The sequence below is a fragment of the Streptomyces sp. cmx-4-9 genome (assembly GCF_046548835.1).
In the GTDB taxonomy this organism is placed as follows: Bacteria; Actinomycetota; Actinomycetes; order Streptomycetales; family Streptomycetaceae; genus Streptomyces.
The window spans coordinates 227,489-245,473 of sequence record NZ_JAEBEE010000001.1; the positions used below are offsets into that span (position 1 = coordinate 227,489).

A 17,985-nucleotide genomic window follows, 5' to 3' on the forward strand; every position below is an offset into this window, starting at 1 on the left:
CGGGCGGGAGCGGCCGGGATGGTGGACGGACGACCGGATGCGGGAACCCGTACCCCGTACCCCCATCGCGAGGAGCCGCCCCCATGTCCGTACGCACCCTGAAGACCGTCCTGGCCTGCGCGGCCGCCGTGTCGTTCGGCCTGGCCGCCGTGGCCCCGGCACACGGGGTCGAGGGTCCCGCGCCGGACCCGAACGACCACCGGGCGATGGCGGACATGGCGACGGCGATCCGGGTGACGGCCAAGTACGCGGACGAGCGGGAGGCGCTCAAGGACGGGTACGTGCCGCGCGGCGAGGACTGCATGACCAACCCGTTCGGGGTGGGCTCCATGGGCTACCACTACGTCAAGGACGCCAACTGGGGCTCCCTGGACCCGAGCAGGCCGACCGCACTCCTGTACAGCACCGCGAAGGACCGCAACGGCCGCCGCAAGCTCCAGACGGTGGAGTGGATGGCCACCGACGGAGACCAGGACCTGAAGACCTCCGGCGACCGGCCGAGCATGTTCGGGCTGCCCTTCGACGGCCCGATGCCGGGCCACTGGGCGGGCATGCCCAAGCACTACGACCTCCACATGTGGGCGTACAAGGAGAACCCGGCGGGCCGCTTCCACAACTGGAACCCGGCGCTGACCTGCCCGAAGAAGGCCCCGTCGGCGGGAGGCACTGCGCACGCGCACGGCCGCCAGTGAGCGTCGGCCGGTTTCGTCATGTGTCAGGCGCATATGACTCACCCATCAGGGCGGTGTTCCGCGGATCCCCCGGCGATACGCTGGCCGCACGCGCGAGACTGCGGCTCATGGGGGCACTGATGAACCCGGAACACAGCTGGCCGGTCCCCCCCGAGGGCGGCTGGACCGCGGACGACCTGGACACGCTTCCGAATCTGCCTCCGCACACGGAGCTGATCGACGGGAGCCTGATCTTCGTGAGTCCGCGGACCCTCTTCCACACGCGAGCGGTCACCTTCTTCGAGCGGCAGCTGGAGTCGCTCGTCCCCCCTGATCTGGAAGTCCTGCGCGAGTTCACCATCGACATCGACCGGCGCAACCGCCCCGAGCCCGATGTCGTCGTGGCGCGCGAGGACGTCCTCACGGACCTGGAGCAGACCCGGTTCCCCGCCGAGGCGGCCCTGCTCGCGATCGAAGTGGTCTCTCCCGAATCGGTCGACCGCGACCGTGAGACCAAGCCCCTGAAGTACGCGCGGGCGGGGATCCCCCACTACTGGCGTGTGGAGAACAAGGACGACCGGGCAGTCGTCTACGTCTTCGAACGAGAGCCGGCCGGCGGCAGCTACGTCGCCACCGGCATCTTCCACGACCGCCTGAAGCTCTCCGTTCCCTTCCCCGTCGACCTCGACCTCACCGCCATCACGGCAAAGCGGCCGCGGCCCGCATAGGCGTCAGGGCCCGGCCCCCCGAGGGGAGCCGGGCCCTGCTGCATGCGGAACCGGGTCAGCGGACGAACGTGCTCGCCTGCCCCGCCAGGTCCAGGAAGTACTGCGGGGCCATGCCCAGCACCAGGGTGACGGCGACGCCGACGGCGATGGTGGTCATCGTCAGCGGCGAGGGGACGGCCACGGTCGGGCCGTCGGCCTTCGGCTCGCTGAAGAACATCAGGACGATCACCCGGATGTAGAAGAACGCGGCGATCGCGGACGAGATGACACCGACCACGACCAGTGCTCCCGCGCCGCCCTCCGCCGCCGCCTTGAACACGGCGAACTTGCCGGCGAAGCCGGACGTCAGCGGAATGCCGGCGAAGGCCAGCAGGAAGACTGCGAACACCGCCGCCGTCAGCGGCGAACGCCGCCCGAGACCGGCCCACTTCGACAGGTGCGTGGCCTCGCCGCCCGCATCGCGCACCAGCGTGACCACGGCGAACGCGCCGATCGTCACGAAGGAGTACGCCGCCAGGTAGAAGAGGACGGACTGGACGCCCTCCGCGGAGGTGGCGATGACACCGGCCAGGATGAAGCCCGCGTGCGCGATCGAGGAGTACGCCAGCAGCCGCTTGACGTCCGTCTGGGTCACCGCGATGACCGCGCCCGCCAACATGGTGACGATCGCGACGCCCCACATCACCGGCCGCCAGTCCCAGCGCAGGCCCGGCAGGACCACGTACAGCAGCCGCAGCAGCGCGCCGAAGGCCGCGACCTTGGTCGCCGCCGCCATGAAGCCGGTGACCGGGGTCGGGGCGCCCTGGTAGACGTCCGGGGTCCACATGTGGAAGGGGACCGCGCCGACCTTGAAGAGCAGGCCCATGAGGATCAGCGCACCGCCGATGAGCAGCAGCGCGTCGTTGCCCATGGTGGTGGCCAGCGCCGGGTCGAGCTGGGTGACGGTGCCGTCGACCACGTCCGCGATCACCGCGTACGAGACCGAGCCGGCGTAGCCGTACAGCAGGGCGATCCCGAAGAGCAGGAAGGCCGAGGAGAAGGCACCCAGCAGGAAGTACTTGACCGCGGCCTCCTGCGACATCAGCCGCTGGCGGCGGGCGACGGCGCAGAGCAGGTACAGCGGGAGGGAGAAGACCTCCAGCGCGATGAAGAGCGTCAGCAGGTCGTTGGCCGCCGGGAAGACCAGCATTCCGGCGATCGCGAACAGGGCCAGCGGGAAGACCTCGGTGGTCGTGAAGCCGGCTTTGACGGCGGCCTTCTCGCTGTCGCTGCCCGGTACGGAGGCGGCCTGCGCGGCGAAGGAGTCCACCCGGTTGCCGTGGGCGGCCGGGTCCAGGCGCCGTTCCGCGAAGGTGAACACCGCGACGACGGAGGCCAGCAGGATCGTGCCCTGGAGGAACAGGGCCGGGCCGTCCACGGCGATGGCGCCCATCGCCGCGACGTGCGCCTTGGTGCCCCCGTACCCGCCGGCCGCGAGGGCGACGACCGCCGCGAAGGCGGACGCCAGGGCGGCGACGGCGAGGAACACCTGGACGGCGTAACGGGACCTGCGCGGGACGAAGGCCTCGACGAGGACGCCGAGGACCGCCGCGCCCACCACGATCAGGGTGGGCGCGAGCTGCGCGTATTCGATGACGGGCGCCGGGATCCGGTCGGCCGGTCCGTCGGCCGCCAGGGTCCACAGGCTCTGGGCAGCAGTCGCGGTGCTCACTTGGCCGCCTCCACGTTCTCCACGGGCACGTCCGGCTTGGGGTCCGTGCGCTGCACGTCCGACATGGTGTGCTCCACCGCCGGGTTGACGATGTCGGTGAGCACCTTCGGGTAGACGCCCAGGCCGATCAGCAGGGCGATCAGCGGGGCGACCACCAGCACCTCCCGCAGGCGCAGGTCCGGCATGGTGCGGACCTCCTCCTTCACGGGGCCGGTCATCGTGCGCTGGTAGAGCACCAGGGTGTACAGCGCGGCGAGCACGATGCCGACGGTGGCGATGACGCCGACGACCGGGTAGCGGGCGAAGGTGCCGACCAGGACCAGGAACTCGCTGACGAAGGGCGCGAGGCCGGGCAGCGAGAGGGTGGCGAGGCCGCCGATCAGGAAGGTGCCGGCGAGGACCGGGGCGACCTTCTGCACGCCGCCGTAGTCGGCGATGAGCCGCGAGCCGCGCCGCGAGATCAGGAATCCGGCCACCAGCATGAGCGCCGCCGTCGACAGGCCGTGGTTGACCATGTAGAGGGTGGCGCCGGACTGGCCCTGGGAGGTCATCGCGAAGATGCCCAGGATGATGAAGCCGAAGTGCGAGATCGACGCGTAGGCGACCAGCCGCTTGATGTCCCGCTGCCCGACCGCGACCAGGGCGCCGTAGACGATGCTGATCAGGGCGAGGACGAGGATCACCGGGGTGGCCCACTTGCTGGCCTCCGGGAAGAGCCCGAGGCAGAAGCGGAGCATCGCGAAGGTGCCGACCTTGTCGACGACCGCGGTGATCAGTACGGCCACCGGGGCGGTGGCCTCGCCCATCGCGTTCGGCAGCCAGGTGTGCAGCGGCCACAGGGGGGCCTTCACCGCGAAGGCGAAGAAGAAGCCGAGGAACAGCAGCCGCTCGGTGTTGGTCGCCATGTCGAGGGTGCCCGCGGCGCGGGCGTCGGCGATCTCCTGGAGCGAGAAGTTCCCGGCGACCACGTAGAGGCCGATGACGGCGGCCAGCATGATCAGGCCGCCCACCAGGTTGTAGAGCAGGAACTTGACGGCGGCGTACGAGCGCTGCGTCGCCGCGTTCTCGTCCGAGCCGGCGTGCGCCCGGTCACCGAAGCCGCCGATGAGGAAGTACATCGGGATGAGCATGGCTTCGAAGAAGATGTAGAAGAGGAAGACGTCGGTGGCCTCGAACGAGATGATCACCATCGCCTCGACCAGCAGGATCAGGGCGAAGAAGCCCTGGGTCGGCCGCCAGCGCGTCGAGTTCGTCTCCAGGGGGTCGGCGTCGTGCCAGCCCGCGGCGATCACGAAGGGGATCAGCAGCGCGGTGAGTCCGATGAGGACCACCCCGATGCCGTCCACGCCCAGTTCGTAACGGACGCCGAAGTCGGCGATCCAGGGGCGGGACTCGGTGAGCTGGTAGCGGTCGCCACCGGGTTCGAAGCGGACCGCGACGAGCACGGCCAGGGCCAGGGTGGCCAGGGAGAACAGCAGCGCGAGCCACTTGGCGGCGGTCCGGCGGGCAGCCGGGACGGCCGCCGTCAGGATCGCACCGACCGCGGGGACCGCGGCCGTCACCGTCAGAAGCGGGACATTCATCTCACACCGCCCTCATCAGCAGGGTCGCGGCGATCAGGATCGCCGTGCCCCCGAACATCGAGACCGCGTAGCTGCGGGCGTAGCCGTTCTGGAGCTTGCGCAGCCGGCCCGAGAGCCCGCCGACGGAGGCGGCCGTCCCGTTGACCACCCCGTCGACCACGCTGTGGTCGAGGTACACGAGGGAGCGGGTCAGGTGCTCGCCGCCGCGCACCAGCACGACGTGGTTGAAGTCGTCCTGGAGCAGGTCCCGGCGGGCCGCCCGGGTGAGGAGCGAGCCGCGCGGGGCGACGACGGGGACGGGCTTGCGCCCGTACATCGACCAGGCGACGGCGACACCGACGGCGAGGACCACCATGGTGGACGCGGTCACCGCCAGGGCGCTGACCGGCGGGTGGCCGTGCTCGTAGCCAGTGACGGGCTCCAGCCACGTCAGGAACCGCTCGCCGATCTCGAAGAAGGCGCCGGCGAAGACCGAGCCGAAGGCCAGGATGATCATCGGGATGGTCATGGACTTCGGGGACTCGTGCGGGTGCGGCGCGTGGCCGTCCGCGTCCGGCTGCCAGCGCTTCTCGCCGAAGAAGGTGAGGAGCATGACGCGGGTCATGTAGAAGGCGGTGATGCCCGCGCCCAGCAGGGTCACGCCGCCGAGGATCCAGCCCTGGGTGCCGCCCTTCGCGAAGGCCGCCTCGATGATCATGTCCTTGGAGAAGAAGCCGGACAGGCCGGGGAAGCCGATGATCGCGAGGTAGCCGAGGCCGAAGGTGACGAAGGTGACCGGCATGTACCGGCGCAGGCCGCCGTACTTGCGCATGTCGACCTCGTCGTTCATGCCGTGCATGACCGAGCCGGCGCCGAGGAAGAGGCCGGCCTTGAAGAAGCCGTGCGTGACCAGGTGCATGATCGCGAACACGTAGCCGATGGGGCCGAGGCCCGCGGCGAGGATCATGTAGCCGATCTGCGACATGGTCGACCCGGCGAGGGCCTTCTTGATGTCGTCCTTCGCGCAACCGACGATCGCACCGAAGAGCAGCGTGACCGCGCCCACGATGGTGACGACCAGCTGGGCGTCGGGTGCCCCGTTGAAGATCGCGCCGGAGCGGACGATGAGGTAGACGCCGGCGGTGACCATCGTGGCGGCGTGGATGAGGGCCGAGACCGGGGTCGGGCCCTCCATCGCGTCGCCGAGCCAGGACTGCAGCGGCACCTGGGCCGACTTGCCGCAGGCGGCCAGCAGCAGCATCAGGCCGATGGCCGTCAGGGTGCCTTCCGAAGTCTCGCCGACCGCGCCGAGCACCGGCCCGAAGGCGAAGGTGCCGAACGTGGTGAACATCAGCATGATCGCGATGGACAGGCCGATGTCGCCCACGCGGTTGACCAGGAAGGCCTTCTTCGCGGCGGTGGCCGCGCTGGGCTTGTGCTGCCAGAAGCCGATCAGGAGGTAGGAGGCGAGGCCCACGCCCTCCCAGCCGAAGTACAGCAGCAGGTAGTTGTCGGCGATGACGAGCAGCAGCATCGCCGCGACGAACAGGTTGAGGTAGCCGAAGAAGCGGCGGCGGCGCTCGTCGTGCTCCATGTACCCGATCGAGTACACGTGGATGAGCGTGCCCACCCCGGAGATCAACAGGACGAACGTCATCGACAGCTGGTCCAGCTGGAAGGCCATGTCCGCCTGGAAGCCCTCGACGGGGATCCAGGTGAACAGCCGCTGGTGCAGGGCGCGGTCGTCGGCCCCGCGCCCCAGCATGTCGGCGAAGAGGGCCACGCCGATGCCCAAGGAGACGGCCGCGAGCAGGGTGCCGATCCAGTGGCCGGCCCGGTCGAGGCGCCGGCCGCCGCACAGCAGCACCGCCGCTCCGAGCAGGGGCGCCGCCACCAGCAGCGCAATCAGATTCTCCACTGTGAACGCCCCTTACAGCTTCATCAGGCTGGCGTCGTCGACCGAGGCCGAGTGGCGGGTACGGAAGAGCGACACGATGATCGCGAGGCCGACCACGACCTCCGCGGCGGCGACGACCATCGTGAAGAACGCGATGATCTGGCCGTCGAGGTTGCCGTGCATGCGGGAGAAGGCGACGAAGGCGAGGTTGCAGGCGTTGAGCATCAGCTCGACGCACATGAACAGCACGATCGCGTTCTTGCGGATCAGCACACCGGCCGCGCCGATGGTGAACAGCAGGGCCGCCAGGTACAGGTAGTTGACCGGGTTCACTTCGAGGCCTCCTCACGGCCGAGGCGCTCCGAGGAGGCCTGCTCCAGTGCCTTGAGGTCGTCCAGCGCCTCGCTGGACACGTCCCGGATCTGGCCGCGGGCCCGCAGCGTCTGGTTGACGGTCAGCTCGGACGGGGTGCCGTCCGGGAGCAGCCCGGCGACGTCCACCGCGTTGTGCCGGGCGTAGACGCCGGGGGCGGGGAGCGGCGGGAGCTGGACGCCCTCGCGGACGCGCCGTTCGGCCATCTCGCGCTGGGTCGCGGCCCGTTCGGTGCGCTCGCGGTGGGTGAGCACCATCGCGCCGACGGCCGCGGTGATGAGCAGCGCGCCGGTGATCTCGAAGGCGAAGACGTACTTGGTGAAGATCAGCTGGGCGAGGCCCTCGACGTGCCCGCCGGAGTTGATCCGGCCGAGCCCGTTGAAGTGGGTGAGCCGGGCCTGGGCGATGCCGGTGATCAGCAGGACGCCGAAGCCCAGTCCGCACAGGACGGCGAGCCAGCGCTGGCCCTTGATCGTCTCCTTCAGCGAGTCCGCGGCGGTGACGCCGACGAGCATGACCACGAAGAGGAAGAGCATCATGATCGCGCCGGTGTAGACGACGACCTGGACGACGCCGAGGAAGTACGCGCCGTTGGCGAGGTAGAACACCGCCAGGATGATCATCGTCCCGGCCAGGCTCAGGGCGCTGTGCACGGCCTTCTTCATCAGGATCGTGGCCAGGGCGCCGATGACGGCGACCGTGCCGAGGACCCAGAACTGGACCGCCTCGCCCGTGGAGGTGAGGGTGGCGGCGGCGAGGGCGCTCATGCCTGCACCCCCTCGGCGTCTTCCGCGGTCTGCCCCGCGGGCACCTCGCCCTTGGAGACGGCCGTCTGCCGGGCGGTACCGGGGGCGGCCCCCGTCACCAGTCCGCGGTAGTAGTCCGTGTCCTCGGTACCGGGGTACATCGGGTGCGGGGCTTCGACCATGCCCTCGGTCAGCCCGGACAGCAGCTGCTCTTTGGTGTAGATCAGCGACTCGCGGCTGGAGTCGGCCAGTTCGAACTCGTTGGTCATGGTCAGCGCCCGCGTCGGGCAGGCCTCGACGCACAGCCCGCACAGGATGCAGCGGGCGTAGTTGATCTGGTAGACGGCGCCGTACCGCTCACCCGGGGAGTAGCGCTCCTCCTCGGTGTTGTCCGCGCCCTCCACGTAGATGGCGTCGGCGGGACAGGCCCAGGCGCACAGCTCGCACCCGATGCACTTCTCCAGACCGTCCGGGTGCCGGTTGAGCTGGTGCCGTCCGTGGAAGCGCGGGGCGGTGGTCTTCTGCTGCTCCGGGTACTGCTCGGTGAGGCGCTTCTTGAACATGGCCTTGAAGGTCACGCCGAAGCCGGCCACCGGGTTCTGCCACTTGTCGTCGGACATGTCTCAACCCTCCTCTCGGTCGTTGTCGGTGTTCGCCCCGCCGCTGGCGATCAGCTCCCGCTCGCCGCGGGAGCGCCGGCGGGGTACGGGCGCCAGGTGCTGGCCGGGCTTGGGCGGTACGGGGAACCCGCCCGCCATGGGGTCGAAGGGCTCCGCGCCGGCCTTGCCGGCCTCCACGGCCCGGGCCTTCTCCTTCTTGTCCCGGAACAGGTCCGCGACGAAGGAGAGGAGCAGGAGCGCCACGACCCCGCCGCCGACGTAGAGGACGATCTCGCTGAAGTCGTAGGCCTCGTTGCGCAGCGCGCGGACGGTGGCCACCAGCATCAGCCAGACCACGGAGACCGGGATCAGGACCTTCCAGCCGAGCTTCATCAGCTGGTCGTAGCGCACGCGGGGCAGCGTGCCGCGCAGCCAGATGAAGAAGAAGAGGAGGAGCTGGACCTTGAGGACGAACCAGAGCATCGGCCACCAGCCGTGGTTCGCGCCCTCCCAGTACGTGGAGATCGGCGCGGGAGCCCGCCAGCCGCCCAGGAACAGGGTGACCGACACGGCCGAGACGGTGACCATGTTGACGTACTCGGCCAGCATGAACAGCGCGAACTTGATCGAGGAGTACTCGGTGTTGAAGCCGCCGACCAGGTCGCCCTCGGACTCCGGCATGTCGAAGGGGGCGCGGTTGGTCTCGCCGACCATCGTGACCACGTAGATGATGAAGGACACCGGCAGCAGCACGATGTACCAGCGGTCCGCCTGGGCCTCGACGATCGCCGAGGTCGACATCGACCCGGAGTAGAGGAAGACCGAGGCGAAGGCGGCTCCCATCGCGATCTCGTAGGAGATCATCTGCGCGCAGGAGCGCAGGCCGCCGAGGAGCGGGTACGTCGATCCCGAGGACCAGCCCGCGAGGACGATGCCGTAGATCCCGACGGAGGCCACCGCGAGGACGTACAGCATCGCGATGGGCAGGTCGGTCAGCTGCATCGTGGTGCGCTGGCCGAAGATGGAGACCTCGTTGCCCGCCGGGCCGAACGGGATCACCGCGATGGCCATGAAGGCCGGGATCGCCGCGATGATCGGGGCCAGGACGTAGACCACCTTGTCGGCCCGCTTGACGATCAGGTCTTCCTTCAGCATCAGCTTGACGCCGTCGGCGAGCGACTGGAGCATCCCCCAGGGCCCGTGCCGGTTGGGGCCGATGCGCAGCTGCATCCAGGCGACGACCTTGCGCTCCCACACGATGGAGAAGAGCACGGTCACCATCAGGAAGGCGAAGCAGAACACCGCCTTGACGACGACCAGCCACCAGACGTCCCGCCCGAACAGGGACAGGTCTTCCGCGGCCAGCTGTACGAGGTCACCGGGTACCGCGCTCACAGTCCCACCTCCGCAGTGGTGTCACGGGCGGCGGCGGGGGCCGCCGGCCCGATCCGGACGAGGGTGCCCGGGCGGGCCCCGGTGTCGGCGAGGACGCCGGAGCCGGTGGAGTTCAGCGGGAGCCAGACCACCCGGTCGGGCATCCCGGTGATCCGCAGCGGCAGTTCCACGGTCCCGGCCGGGCCGGTGACCGCGAGGACGTCGCCGTCCTTGACGCCCGTCTCGGCGGCCGTGGCGGCCGACAGCCGCGCGGCGGCCTCGTGGCGGGTGCCCGCGAGGGCCTCGTCGCCCTCCTGGAGGCGCCCCAGGTCGAGGAGGAGCCGGTGGCCCGCAAGGACCGCCTCGCCCGCTCCGGGCCGGGGCAGCGCCACCGGGTCGGTGGACTGCTCGGCGGCGAGGACGCCCTCCCAGGGGCCGAGCCGCTCCAGCTCCCGGCGTACGGCATGCACGTCGGGCAGCGCGATCGGCCGGTCGGCCGCATCGGCCAGCATGTGCAGCACCCGGGAGTCGGCGGGGGCGAGGCGGCGGGTCATCTGCTCGGGCTTGAGCGCGGCCTCGAACGGCCGCACCCGGCCCTCCCAGTTGATGAAGGCGCCCGCCTTCTCCGTCACCGCGGCCACCGGGAAGACCACGTCGGCGTGGTCGGTGACCTCGCCGGGCCGCAGCTCCAGGGAGACCACGAAGGCCTCCTTGAGGGCGAGCCGCGCACGGGCCGGGTCCGGCAGGTCGGTGACCTCGACGCCCGCCACCAGCAGCGCGGACAGTTCACCGGAGGCCGCGGCCTCGACGATCTGGCCGGTGTCGCGGCCGTAGCGGTGCGGGAGCTCGTCCACGCCCCAGGCGGCGGCGACCTCCTCGCGGGCCCGCGGGTCGGTGGCCGGCCGTCCGCCGGGCAGCAGCGACGGCAGCGCGCCCGCCTCGACGGCGGCCCGCTCCCCGGCCCGGCGCGGGATCCACACCAGGGCGGCGCCGGTCGCGGCGGCGGCCCGTACGGCGGCGGTCAGCGCACCGGGCACCCCGGCCAGGCGCTCCCCGACGACGATGACGGCGCCGGGCGCGCGCAGCGCCTCGGCGGCTTCGGCGCCGCCGGCCTCCAGGCCGGTGCGGGTGGCCAGCGCGTCGAGCCACTCGGGCTCGGTGCCGGGGGCGGCGGCCAGCAGGGTGCCGCCCGCCTTGGCCAGGCCGCGGGTGGTGAACGGGGCGAGGCCGAAGGTCCGCTGCTTGTGCTTGCGGTGGGCCTTGCGCAGCCGCAGGAAGACGCCGGGGGCCTCCTCCTCGGCCTCGATGCCGGCGAGCAGCACCGCGGGCGCCGCCTCCAGCGAGGTGTGGGTGACGCCGTCGCCGTCGAGGTCCTTTCCGGTGCCGGCGACGGTGGCGGCCAGGAACTCGGCCTCCTCGGCGCTGTGCACGCGGGCCCGGAAGTCGATGTCGTTGGTGTCGAGGACGACCCGCGCGAACTTGGCGTACGCGTAGGCGTCCTCGACCGTGAGCCTGCCGCCGGTCAGGACGGCGGCCCGGCCGCGGGCGGCGGAGAGTCCGGCCGCGGCGGCCGCCAGGGCCTCGGGCCAGCTCGCCGGCTCCAGCACCCCGGCCGCGCTGCGCACCAGCGGGGTCGTCAGCCGGTCCCGCTGCTGGGCGTAGCGGAACCCGAAGCGGCCCTTGTCGCAGACCCACTCCTCGTTGACCTCGGGGTCCTCGGCGGCCATCCGGCGCAGCACCTTGCCGCGGCGGTGGTCGGTGCGGGTCGCGCAGCCGCCCGCGCAGTGCTCGCACACGCTCGGGGAGGAGACGAGGTCGAAGGGGCGGGAGCGGAACCGGTACGCGGCCGAGGTGAGGGCGCCGACCGGGCAGATCTGGATGGTGTTGCCGGAGAAGTAGGACTCGAAGGGGTCGCCCTCGCCGATGCCGACCTGCTGGAGCGCGCCGCGTTCCAGCAGCTCGATCATCGGGTCGCCGGCCACCTGGGTGGAGAAGCGGGTGCAGCGCGCGCAGAGCACGCACCGCTCGCGGTCCAGGAGCACCTGGGTGGAGATGGGGACCGGCTTCTCGTAGGTGCGCTTGTGCCCCTCGAAGCGGGACTCGGCATTGCCGTGCGACATCGCCTGGTTCTGCAGGGGGCACTCGCCGCCCTTGTCGCAGACCGGGCAGTCCAGCGGGTGGTTGATGAGCAGCAGCTCCATCACACCGCGCTGGGACTTGTCGGCGACCTCGGAGGTGAGCTGGGTCTTGACGACCATCCCGTCGGTGCAGGTGATGGTGCAGGAGGCCATCGGCTTGCGCTGGCCCTCCACCTCGACGATGCACTGGCGGCAGGCGCCGACCGGATCGAGGAGGGGGTGGTCGCAGAACCGGGGGATCTCGATGCCGAGCTGTTCGGCGGCGCGGATGACCAGCGTGCCCTTGGGCACGGACAGTTCGACGCCGTCGATGGTCAGGGCGACCGTGTCCTCGGGCTTCGCCGCGGCCGCCGCGCCCCCGGAGGGCGCGTTCGCCCCGGCGGGGCCGCCGAGTGGATTCAGCACGGTCATGCGTTCACCTCCGTGTCAGCCCAGAGGGTCGACTTCTTGGGGTCGAAGGGGCAGCCCTTGCCCGTGATGTGCTGCTCGTACTCCGCACGGAAGTACGTGAGCGAGGAGAAGATGGGACTGGCCGCGCCGTCACCGAGGGCGCAGAAGGACTTGCCGTTGATGTTGTCGGCGATGTCGTTCAGCTTGTCGAGGTCGGACAGGGCGCCCCGGCCGGCCTCGATGTCGCGGAGCAGCTGGACCAGCCAGTACGTGCCCTCGCGGCAGGGCGTGCACTTGCCGCAGGACTCGTGGGCGTAGAACTCGGTCCACCGGGTGACGGCCCGCACCACGCAGGTCGTCTCGTCGAAGCACTGCAGCGCCTTGGTGCCGAGCATCGAGCCGGCCGCGCCGACGCCCTCGTAGTCCAGCGGGACGTCGAGGTGCTCGTCGGTGAACATCGGGGTGGAGGAGCCGCCGGGGGTCCAGAACTTGAGCCGGTGCCCGGGCCGCATCCCGCCGCTCATGTCGAGCAGCTGGCGCAGGGTGATGCCGAGCGGGGCCTCGTACTGGCCGGGGCCGGCGACGTGCCCGGAGAGCGAGTACAGGGTGAAGCCGGGGGACTTCTCGGTCCCCATGCCCTTGAACCAGTCCTTGCCCTTGTTCAGGATCGCGGGGACCGAGGCGATGGACTCCACGTTGTTCACGACGGTGGGGCAGGCGTAGAGCCCCTCCACCGCGGGGAAGGGGGGACGCAGCCGGGGCTGGCCGCGGCGGCCTTCGAGGGAGTCCAGCAGGGCCGTCTCCTCGCCGCAGATGTAGGCGCCCGCCCCGGCGTGGACCGTGATGTCGAGGTCCAGGCCGCTGCCGAGGATGTCCTTGCCGAGGTACCCGGCCTCGTACGCCTCGCGCACCGCCTCGTGCAGGCGCCGCAGCACCGGCACGACCTCGCCGCGCAGGTAGATGAAGGCGTGTGCGGAGCGGATCGCGTAACAGGCGATGATCATTCCCTCGATGAGGGAGTGCGGGTTCGCGAAGAGGAGGGGGATGTCCTTGCAGGTTCCCGGCTCCGACTCGTCCGCGTTCACCACGAGGTAGTGCGGCTTCCCGTCGCCCTGCGGGATGAACTGCCACTTCATCCCGGTGGGGAAGCCTGCGCCGCCGCGGCCGCGCAGGCCCGAGTCCTTGACGTAGGCGATCAGGTCGTCCGGGGTCATGGCGAGGGCCTTGCGCAGGCCCTGGTAGCCCTCGTGGCGCCGGTAGGTCTCCAGCGTCCATGACCGGGGCTCGTCCCAGAAGGCCGACAGGACGGGCGCGAGGAGCTTCTCGGGGCTCGTCCCTCCGCCGGCCTCCGACCGGGCGGTGCCTCCGTGACTTTCCTTGGATGACACGGACATCACTCCCCTCCCTCGGTGGTGGCCTCGCCCCGCGGGTGCACGATCGGGGTGTGCGGGGTCTCGCCGCGGGCGATGCGCAGGCCGATCAGGGAGGCGGGCCCGGCGCCGCCGGTGGCCTCGACCGCGCCCTCACGCTCGTCCGGGAAGCCGGCCAGGATCCGGGCGGTCTCCTTGTACGTGCACAGCGGCGCGCCCCGGGTCGGTTCGACGGGGCGGCCGGCCAGCAGGTCGTCCACCATGGCCTTGGCGGACTCGGGGGTCTGGTTGTCGAAGAACTCCCAGTTGACCATCACCACGGGGGCGAAGTCGCAGGCCGCGTTGCACTCGATGTGTTCGAGGGTGACCTTCCCGTCGGGGGTGGTCTCGTTGTTGCCGACGCCGAGGTGCTCCTTGAGCTCCTCGAAGATGGCGTCCCCGCCCATCACGGCGCACAGGGTGTTGGTGCAGACGCCGACCTGGTAGTCGCCGGAGGGCTTGCGCCGGTACATCGTGTAGAAGGTGGCGACCGCGGTGACCTCGGCGGTGGTCAGGCCGAGCACCTCGGCGCAGAAGCGGATGCCGGTGCGCGAGACGTACCCGTCCTGCGACTGGCACAGGTGCAGGAGCGGCAGCAGGGCGCTGCGGCTGTCGGGGTAGCGGGCGACGACCTCGGCGGCGTCCGCCGCGAGCCGCTCGCGGACCTCCGCCGGGTAGTCCGGCGCGGGCAGCCGGGGCATGCCCAGTTGGATGTCGGTCATCGGTCGACGCCTCCCATCACGGGGTCGATGGAGGCGACGGCGACGATGACGTCGGCGACCTGGCCGCCCTCGCACATCGCGGCCATGGCCTGCAGGTTGGTGAAGGACGGGTCGCGGAAGTGGACCCGGTAGGGGCGGGTGCCGCCGTCGGAGACGACGTGGACCCCGAGCTCGCCCTTGGGCGACTCGACGGCCGCGTAGGCCTGTCCGGCGGGGACCCGGAAGCCCTCGGTCACCAGCTTGAAGTGGTGGATGAGGGCCTCCATGGAGGTGCCCATGATGTTCCTGATGTGGTCGAGGGAGTTGCCGAGGCCGTCGGGTCCCATCGCGAGCTGCGCGGGCCAGGCGATCTTCTTGTCGGCGACCATGACCGGTCCCGGCTCCAGCCGCTCCAGGCACTGCTCGACGATCCGCAGCGACTGCCGCATCTCTTCGAGGCGGATCAGGAACCGCCCGTACGAGTCGCAGGTGTCCGTGGTGGGGACGTCGAACTCGTAGTCCTCGTAGCCGCAGTACGGGTCGGACTTGCGCAGGTCGTGCGGCAGGCCGGCGGAGCGCAGGACGGGGCCGGTGGCGCCGAGGGCCATGCAGCCGGTGAGGTCGAGGTAGCCGACGTCCTGCATGCGGGCCTTGAAGATGGGGTTGCCGGTGGCGAGCTTGTCGTACTCCGGCAGGTTCTTCTTCATGGTCTTGACGAACTCGCGCAGCTGGTCGACGGCGCCCGGGGGCAGGTCCTGCGCGAGGCCGCCGGGTCGGACGAACGCGTGGTTCATGCGCAGGCCGGTGATCAGCTCGAAGATGTCGAGGATCAGCTCGCGGTCCCGGAAGCCGTAGATCATGATCGTGGTCGCGCCCAGCTCCATGCCGCCGGTGGCGATGCACACCAGGTGGGAGGAGAGCCGGTTGAGCTCCATCAGCAGGACCCGGATGACGGTGGCGCGGTCCGGGACCTGGTCGGTGATCCCGAGCAGCTTCTCGACGCCGAGGCAGTACGCCGTCTCGTTGAAGAAGGGCGTCAGGTAGTCCATGCGCGTGACGAAGGTGGTGCCCTGCGTCCAGTTCCGGAATTCGAGGTTCTTCTCGATGCCGGTGTGCAGGTAGCCGATGCCGCAGCGGGCCTCGGTGACCGTCTCGCCGTCGATCTCCAGGATCAGGCGGAGCACGCCGTGGGTGGACGGGTGCTGGGGGCCCATGTTGACGACGATCCGCTCGTCGTCGGCCTTGGCCGCCGACTGGACGACCTCGTCCCAGTCGCCGCCCGTGACGGTGTAGACGGTGCCTTCGGTGGTCTCGCGCGCGGAGGCGTGGTCTTCTGCGCGATTCGGGGTGGGGGACATCAGCTGTACGACCTCCGCTGGTCGGGAGCCGGGATCTGGGCGCCCTTGTACTCGACGGGAATGCCGCCGAGCGGGTAGTCCTTGCGCTGCGGGAACCCCTGCCAGTCGTCCGGCATCATGATCCGGGTGAGGGCCGGGTGCCCGTCGAAGACGAGGCCGAAGAAGTCGTAGGCCTCGCGCTCGTGCCAGTCGTTGGTCGGGTAGACCTGGACGAGCGAGGGCAGGTGCGGGTCGCCGTCCGGGACGGACACCTCCAGCCGCAGGATCCGTCCGTGGGTGAGCGAGCGCAGGTGGTAGACGGCGTGCAGCTCGCGTCCCGGGTCGCCGGGGAAGTGCACGCCGCTGACTCCGGTGCAGAGCTCGAAGCGCAGGGCCGGGTCGTCGCGCAGGGTGCGGGCGACCCGTACGAGGTGCTCGCGGGCGATGTGGAAGGTGAGCTCGCCCCGGTCGACCACCGTCTTCTCGATGGCGTTCCCGGGGAGCAGGTCCTGCTCCTCCAGGGCGCCTTCGAGCTCGTCGGCGACCTCGTCGAACCAGGAGCCGTAGGGGCGGACGGCGGCGCCGGGCAGGGCCACGGTGCGGACCAGGCCGCCGTAGCCGCTGGTGTCCCCGCCGGCCCTGGCCCCGAACATGCCCTTGCGGACGCCGATGACCTCGGGGCCCTGGGCGCGGGGCGCGGGGACGTTGCCGCCCTCCGCTTCGCCGCCGGCGCCGTGCTCTGCGTGGTTGCCGTTCTCCGGCCCTTGGGTCTCGCTCACCGGAGCAGCCCCTTCATCTCAATGGTGGGGAGGGCCTTGAGGGCCGCCTCCTCCGCCTCGCGTGCCGCTTCTTCCCGGTTCACGCCGAGCTTGCCGCCCTGGATCTTCTGGTGGAGCTTGAGGATCGCGTCCATCAGCATCTCGGGGCGGGGCGGGCAGCCGGGGAGGTAGATGTCCACGGGGACGATGTGGTCGACGCCCTGGACGATGGCGTAGTTGTTGAACATTCCGCCCGACGAGGCGCAGACCCCCATGGAGATGACCCACTTGGGAGCGGGCATCTGGTCGTACACCTGCCGCAGCACGGGCGCCATCTTCTGGCTGACGCGGCCGGCCACGATCATCAGGTCGGCCTGGCGCGGTGAGCCGCGGAAGACCTCCATGCCGAAGCGGGCCAGGTCGTAGCGGCCGGCGCCGGTGGTCATCATCTCGATGGCGCAGCAGGCGAGGCCGAAGGTCGCGGGGAAGACGGATGACTTGCGCACCCAGCCCGCGGCCTGTTCGACGGTGGTCAGCAGAAAGCCGCTCGGCAGCTTCTCTTCCAGTCCCATGGAAAACTCAGCCCCTCAGTCCCATTCCAGGCCGCCGCGGCGCCAGACGTAGGCGTAGGCGACGAAGACGGTGAGCACGAAGAGCAGCATCTCGACGAGCCCGAAGATCCCCAGGGAGTCGAAGGTGACGGCCCAGGGGTAGAGGAAGACAACCTCGATGTCGAAGACGATGAAGAGCATCGCCGTCAGGTAGTACTTGATGGGGAAGCGGCCGCCGCCGGCCGGCATCGGAGTCGGCTCGATGCCGCACTCATACGCTTCAAGCTTTGCCCGGTTGTACCGTTTTGGACCGATCAGCGTGGCCATGACCACGGAGAAGATCGCAAACCCTGCGCCGAGGGCGCCGAGCACGAGGATGGGCGCGTACGCATTCACGCTCCTCGCTCCTTCCAGTCGTCCTTGACCGTTGGACCGCTGCGCCGGCTGGGATGTCCCAGCGGTGACTGGGGAGTGCACCGCCTCGCGAAGATCGTGCTCATGTGAGGCAGTTCACAAGCCGGACTGGTGCGCATCTTATGCCTGCTCCTCTGTGATCTGCGACACGGGTAACAACAACGAGTTTGTGATCTCCACCACCTGACGAACGATCATGAAGTCCGATGAGTGGTGATCTTCGTACGCGAAGCAGCCACATGATCACCAAAGGTGACATCCGGGCCCGTTGTCGCAGGTGAGGAGCGGGTTGCACTATCAAAGGATGCGCGGTGCAGGCAAATTGGTGCGGTCTGCGGACGCGTGGTAAGGGAATCCGCGTCGCCCGACCGGGGGAGGCCGTGGGTACGGAGGTGGACGCGGGCGGCCGCGGGGACGCAGCGTCGCGCGGGGTCACGGAGCGTGTGCACGCGTTCACGAGCCAGGCGGCCCCCCTTCACGGCGAGGTCACGGGCGGGGCACAGCGTCCACACGGACGAATAAACATGTGAGCTGCGTCACACGGAATTTCAGGTACCGAAAGAGGGCTTGGCCATCTGTGCGAGGGGATGGTAGGCCCGGGATCAATTGGGACTATTCACAGAAACC

The 17,985-nt window shown here is 70.2% G+C and carries 16 protein-coding genes; 2 read left to right on the plus strand and 14 right to left on the minus strand.

The genetic code is table 11. The annotated features are described in order from the left end of the window. Positions 1-83: 83 nt before the first annotated feature. Both ACLJTM_RS01130 and ACLJTM_RS01135 read left to right on the plus strand, forming a co-directional pair. Positions 84-692, plus strand: coding sequence for a hypothetical protein (locus ACLJTM_RS01130; protein WP_411101424.1), 609 nt, complete (start codon positions 84-86; stop codon positions 690-692). Positions 693-799: 107 nt separating this feature from the next. Continuing rightward, the gene (locus tag ACLJTM_RS01135; protein ID WP_411101425.1) at positions 800-1,399 is read left to right on the plus strand and encodes a Uma2 family endonuclease; all 600 of its coding nucleotides are present in this window, start codon (positions 800-802) and stop codon (positions 1,397-1,399) included. A 55-nt stretch (positions 1,400-1,454) separates the two neighbouring features. On the opposite strand, the gene nuoN is transcribed toward ACLJTM_RS01135, so the two are convergent. From nuoN to ACLJTM_RS01205, 14 genes are read right to left on the minus strand one after another with little or no spacing between them, the layout of a single operon-like run. Next, a complete protein-coding gene (nuoN, locus tag ACLJTM_RS01140) occupies positions 1,455-3,110 on the minus strand; it encodes an NADH-quinone oxidoreductase subunit NuoN (protein WP_411101426.1) in 1,656 nt (551 codons plus the stop codon). Then, on the minus strand, positions 3,107-4,693 hold the full coding sequence (locus tag ACLJTM_RS01145) for an NADH-quinone oxidoreductase subunit M (protein ID WP_411101427.1): 1,587 nt from the start codon (positions 4,691-4,693) through the stop codon (positions 3,107-3,109). Before ACLJTM_RS01145 ends, nuoN begins: the two co-directional genes overlap by 4 nt. A gap of 1 nt (position 4,694) precedes the next feature. Continuing rightward, positions 4,695-6,590: an NADH-quinone oxidoreductase subunit L gene (nuoL, locus tag ACLJTM_RS01150; protein ID WP_411101428.1), complete on the minus strand. Its 1,896-nt coding sequence runs from the start codon at positions 6,588-6,590 to the stop codon at positions 4,695-4,697. A gap of 12 nt (positions 6,591-6,602) precedes the next feature. Further along, the gene (nuoK, locus tag ACLJTM_RS01155; RefSeq protein WP_030864698.1) at positions 6,603-6,902 is read right to left on the minus strand and encodes an NADH-quinone oxidoreductase subunit NuoK; all 300 of its coding nucleotides are present in this window, start codon (positions 6,900-6,902) and stop codon (positions 6,603-6,605) included. Further along, entirely contained in the window at positions 6,899-7,708 is an 810-nt protein-coding gene (locus ACLJTM_RS01160; RefSeq protein ID WP_411101429.1) for an NADH-quinone oxidoreductase subunit J, read from the minus strand. The genes nuoK and ACLJTM_RS01160 overlap by 4 nt, the downstream gene beginning before the upstream one ends. Next, entirely contained in the window at positions 7,705-8,307 is a 603-nt protein-coding gene (gene nuoI / locus ACLJTM_RS01165) for an NADH-quinone oxidoreductase subunit NuoI (RefSeq protein WP_411101430.1), read from the minus strand. The genes ACLJTM_RS01160 and nuoI overlap by 4 nt, the downstream gene beginning before the upstream one ends. Before the next feature lie 3 nt (positions 8,308-8,310). Beyond that, positions 8,311-9,681 (minus strand): NADH-quinone oxidoreductase subunit NuoH, encoded by a 1,371-nt coding sequence (gene nuoH / locus ACLJTM_RS01170; protein WP_411101431.1) that lies wholly within the window; start codon positions 9,679-9,681, stop codon positions 8,311-8,313. Beyond that, entirely contained in the window at positions 9,678-12,209 is a 2,532-nt protein-coding gene (locus ACLJTM_RS01175; RefSeq protein WP_411101432.1) for an NADH-quinone oxidoreductase subunit G, read from the minus strand. Before ACLJTM_RS01175 ends, nuoH begins: the two co-directional genes overlap by 4 nt. Then, a complete protein-coding gene (nuoF, locus tag ACLJTM_RS01180) occupies positions 12,206-13,582 on the minus strand; it encodes an NADH-quinone oxidoreductase subunit NuoF (RefSeq protein ID WP_411101433.1) in 1,377 nt (458 codons plus the stop codon). The genes ACLJTM_RS01175 and nuoF overlap by 4 nt, the downstream gene beginning before the upstream one ends. Beyond that, the gene (nuoE, locus tag ACLJTM_RS01185; RefSeq protein ID WP_411101434.1) at positions 13,582-14,319 is read right to left on the minus strand and encodes an NADH-quinone oxidoreductase subunit NuoE; all 738 of its coding nucleotides are present in this window, start codon (positions 14,317-14,319) and stop codon (positions 13,582-13,584) included. Before nuoE ends, nuoF begins: the two co-directional genes overlap by 1 nt. Continuing rightward, positions 14,316-15,656 (minus strand): NADH-quinone oxidoreductase subunit D, encoded by a 1,341-nt coding sequence (locus ACLJTM_RS01190; RefSeq protein WP_411101435.1) that lies wholly within the window; start codon positions 15,654-15,656, stop codon positions 14,316-14,318. Before ACLJTM_RS01190 ends, nuoE begins: the two co-directional genes overlap by 4 nt. After that, a complete protein-coding gene (locus ACLJTM_RS01195) occupies positions 15,656-16,414 on the minus strand; it encodes an NADH-quinone oxidoreductase subunit C (protein ID WP_411101436.1) in 759 nt (252 codons plus the stop codon). The genes ACLJTM_RS01190 and ACLJTM_RS01195 overlap by 1 nt, the downstream gene beginning before the upstream one ends. Next, complete coding sequence (locus ACLJTM_RS01200) at positions 16,411-16,965, minus strand: NuoB/complex I 20 kDa subunit family protein (RefSeq protein WP_030162005.1); 555 nt, start codon at positions 16,963-16,965, stop codon at positions 16,411-16,413. The genes ACLJTM_RS01195 and ACLJTM_RS01200 overlap by 4 nt, the downstream gene beginning before the upstream one ends. A gap of 15 nt (positions 16,966-16,980) precedes the next feature. Next, the gene (locus tag ACLJTM_RS01205) at positions 16,981-17,340 is read right to left on the minus strand and encodes an NADH-quinone oxidoreductase subunit A (protein WP_030010013.1); all 360 of its coding nucleotides are present in this window, start codon (positions 17,338-17,340) and stop codon (positions 16,981-16,983) included. Between the last annotated feature and the right edge of the window lie 645 nt (positions 17,341-17,985).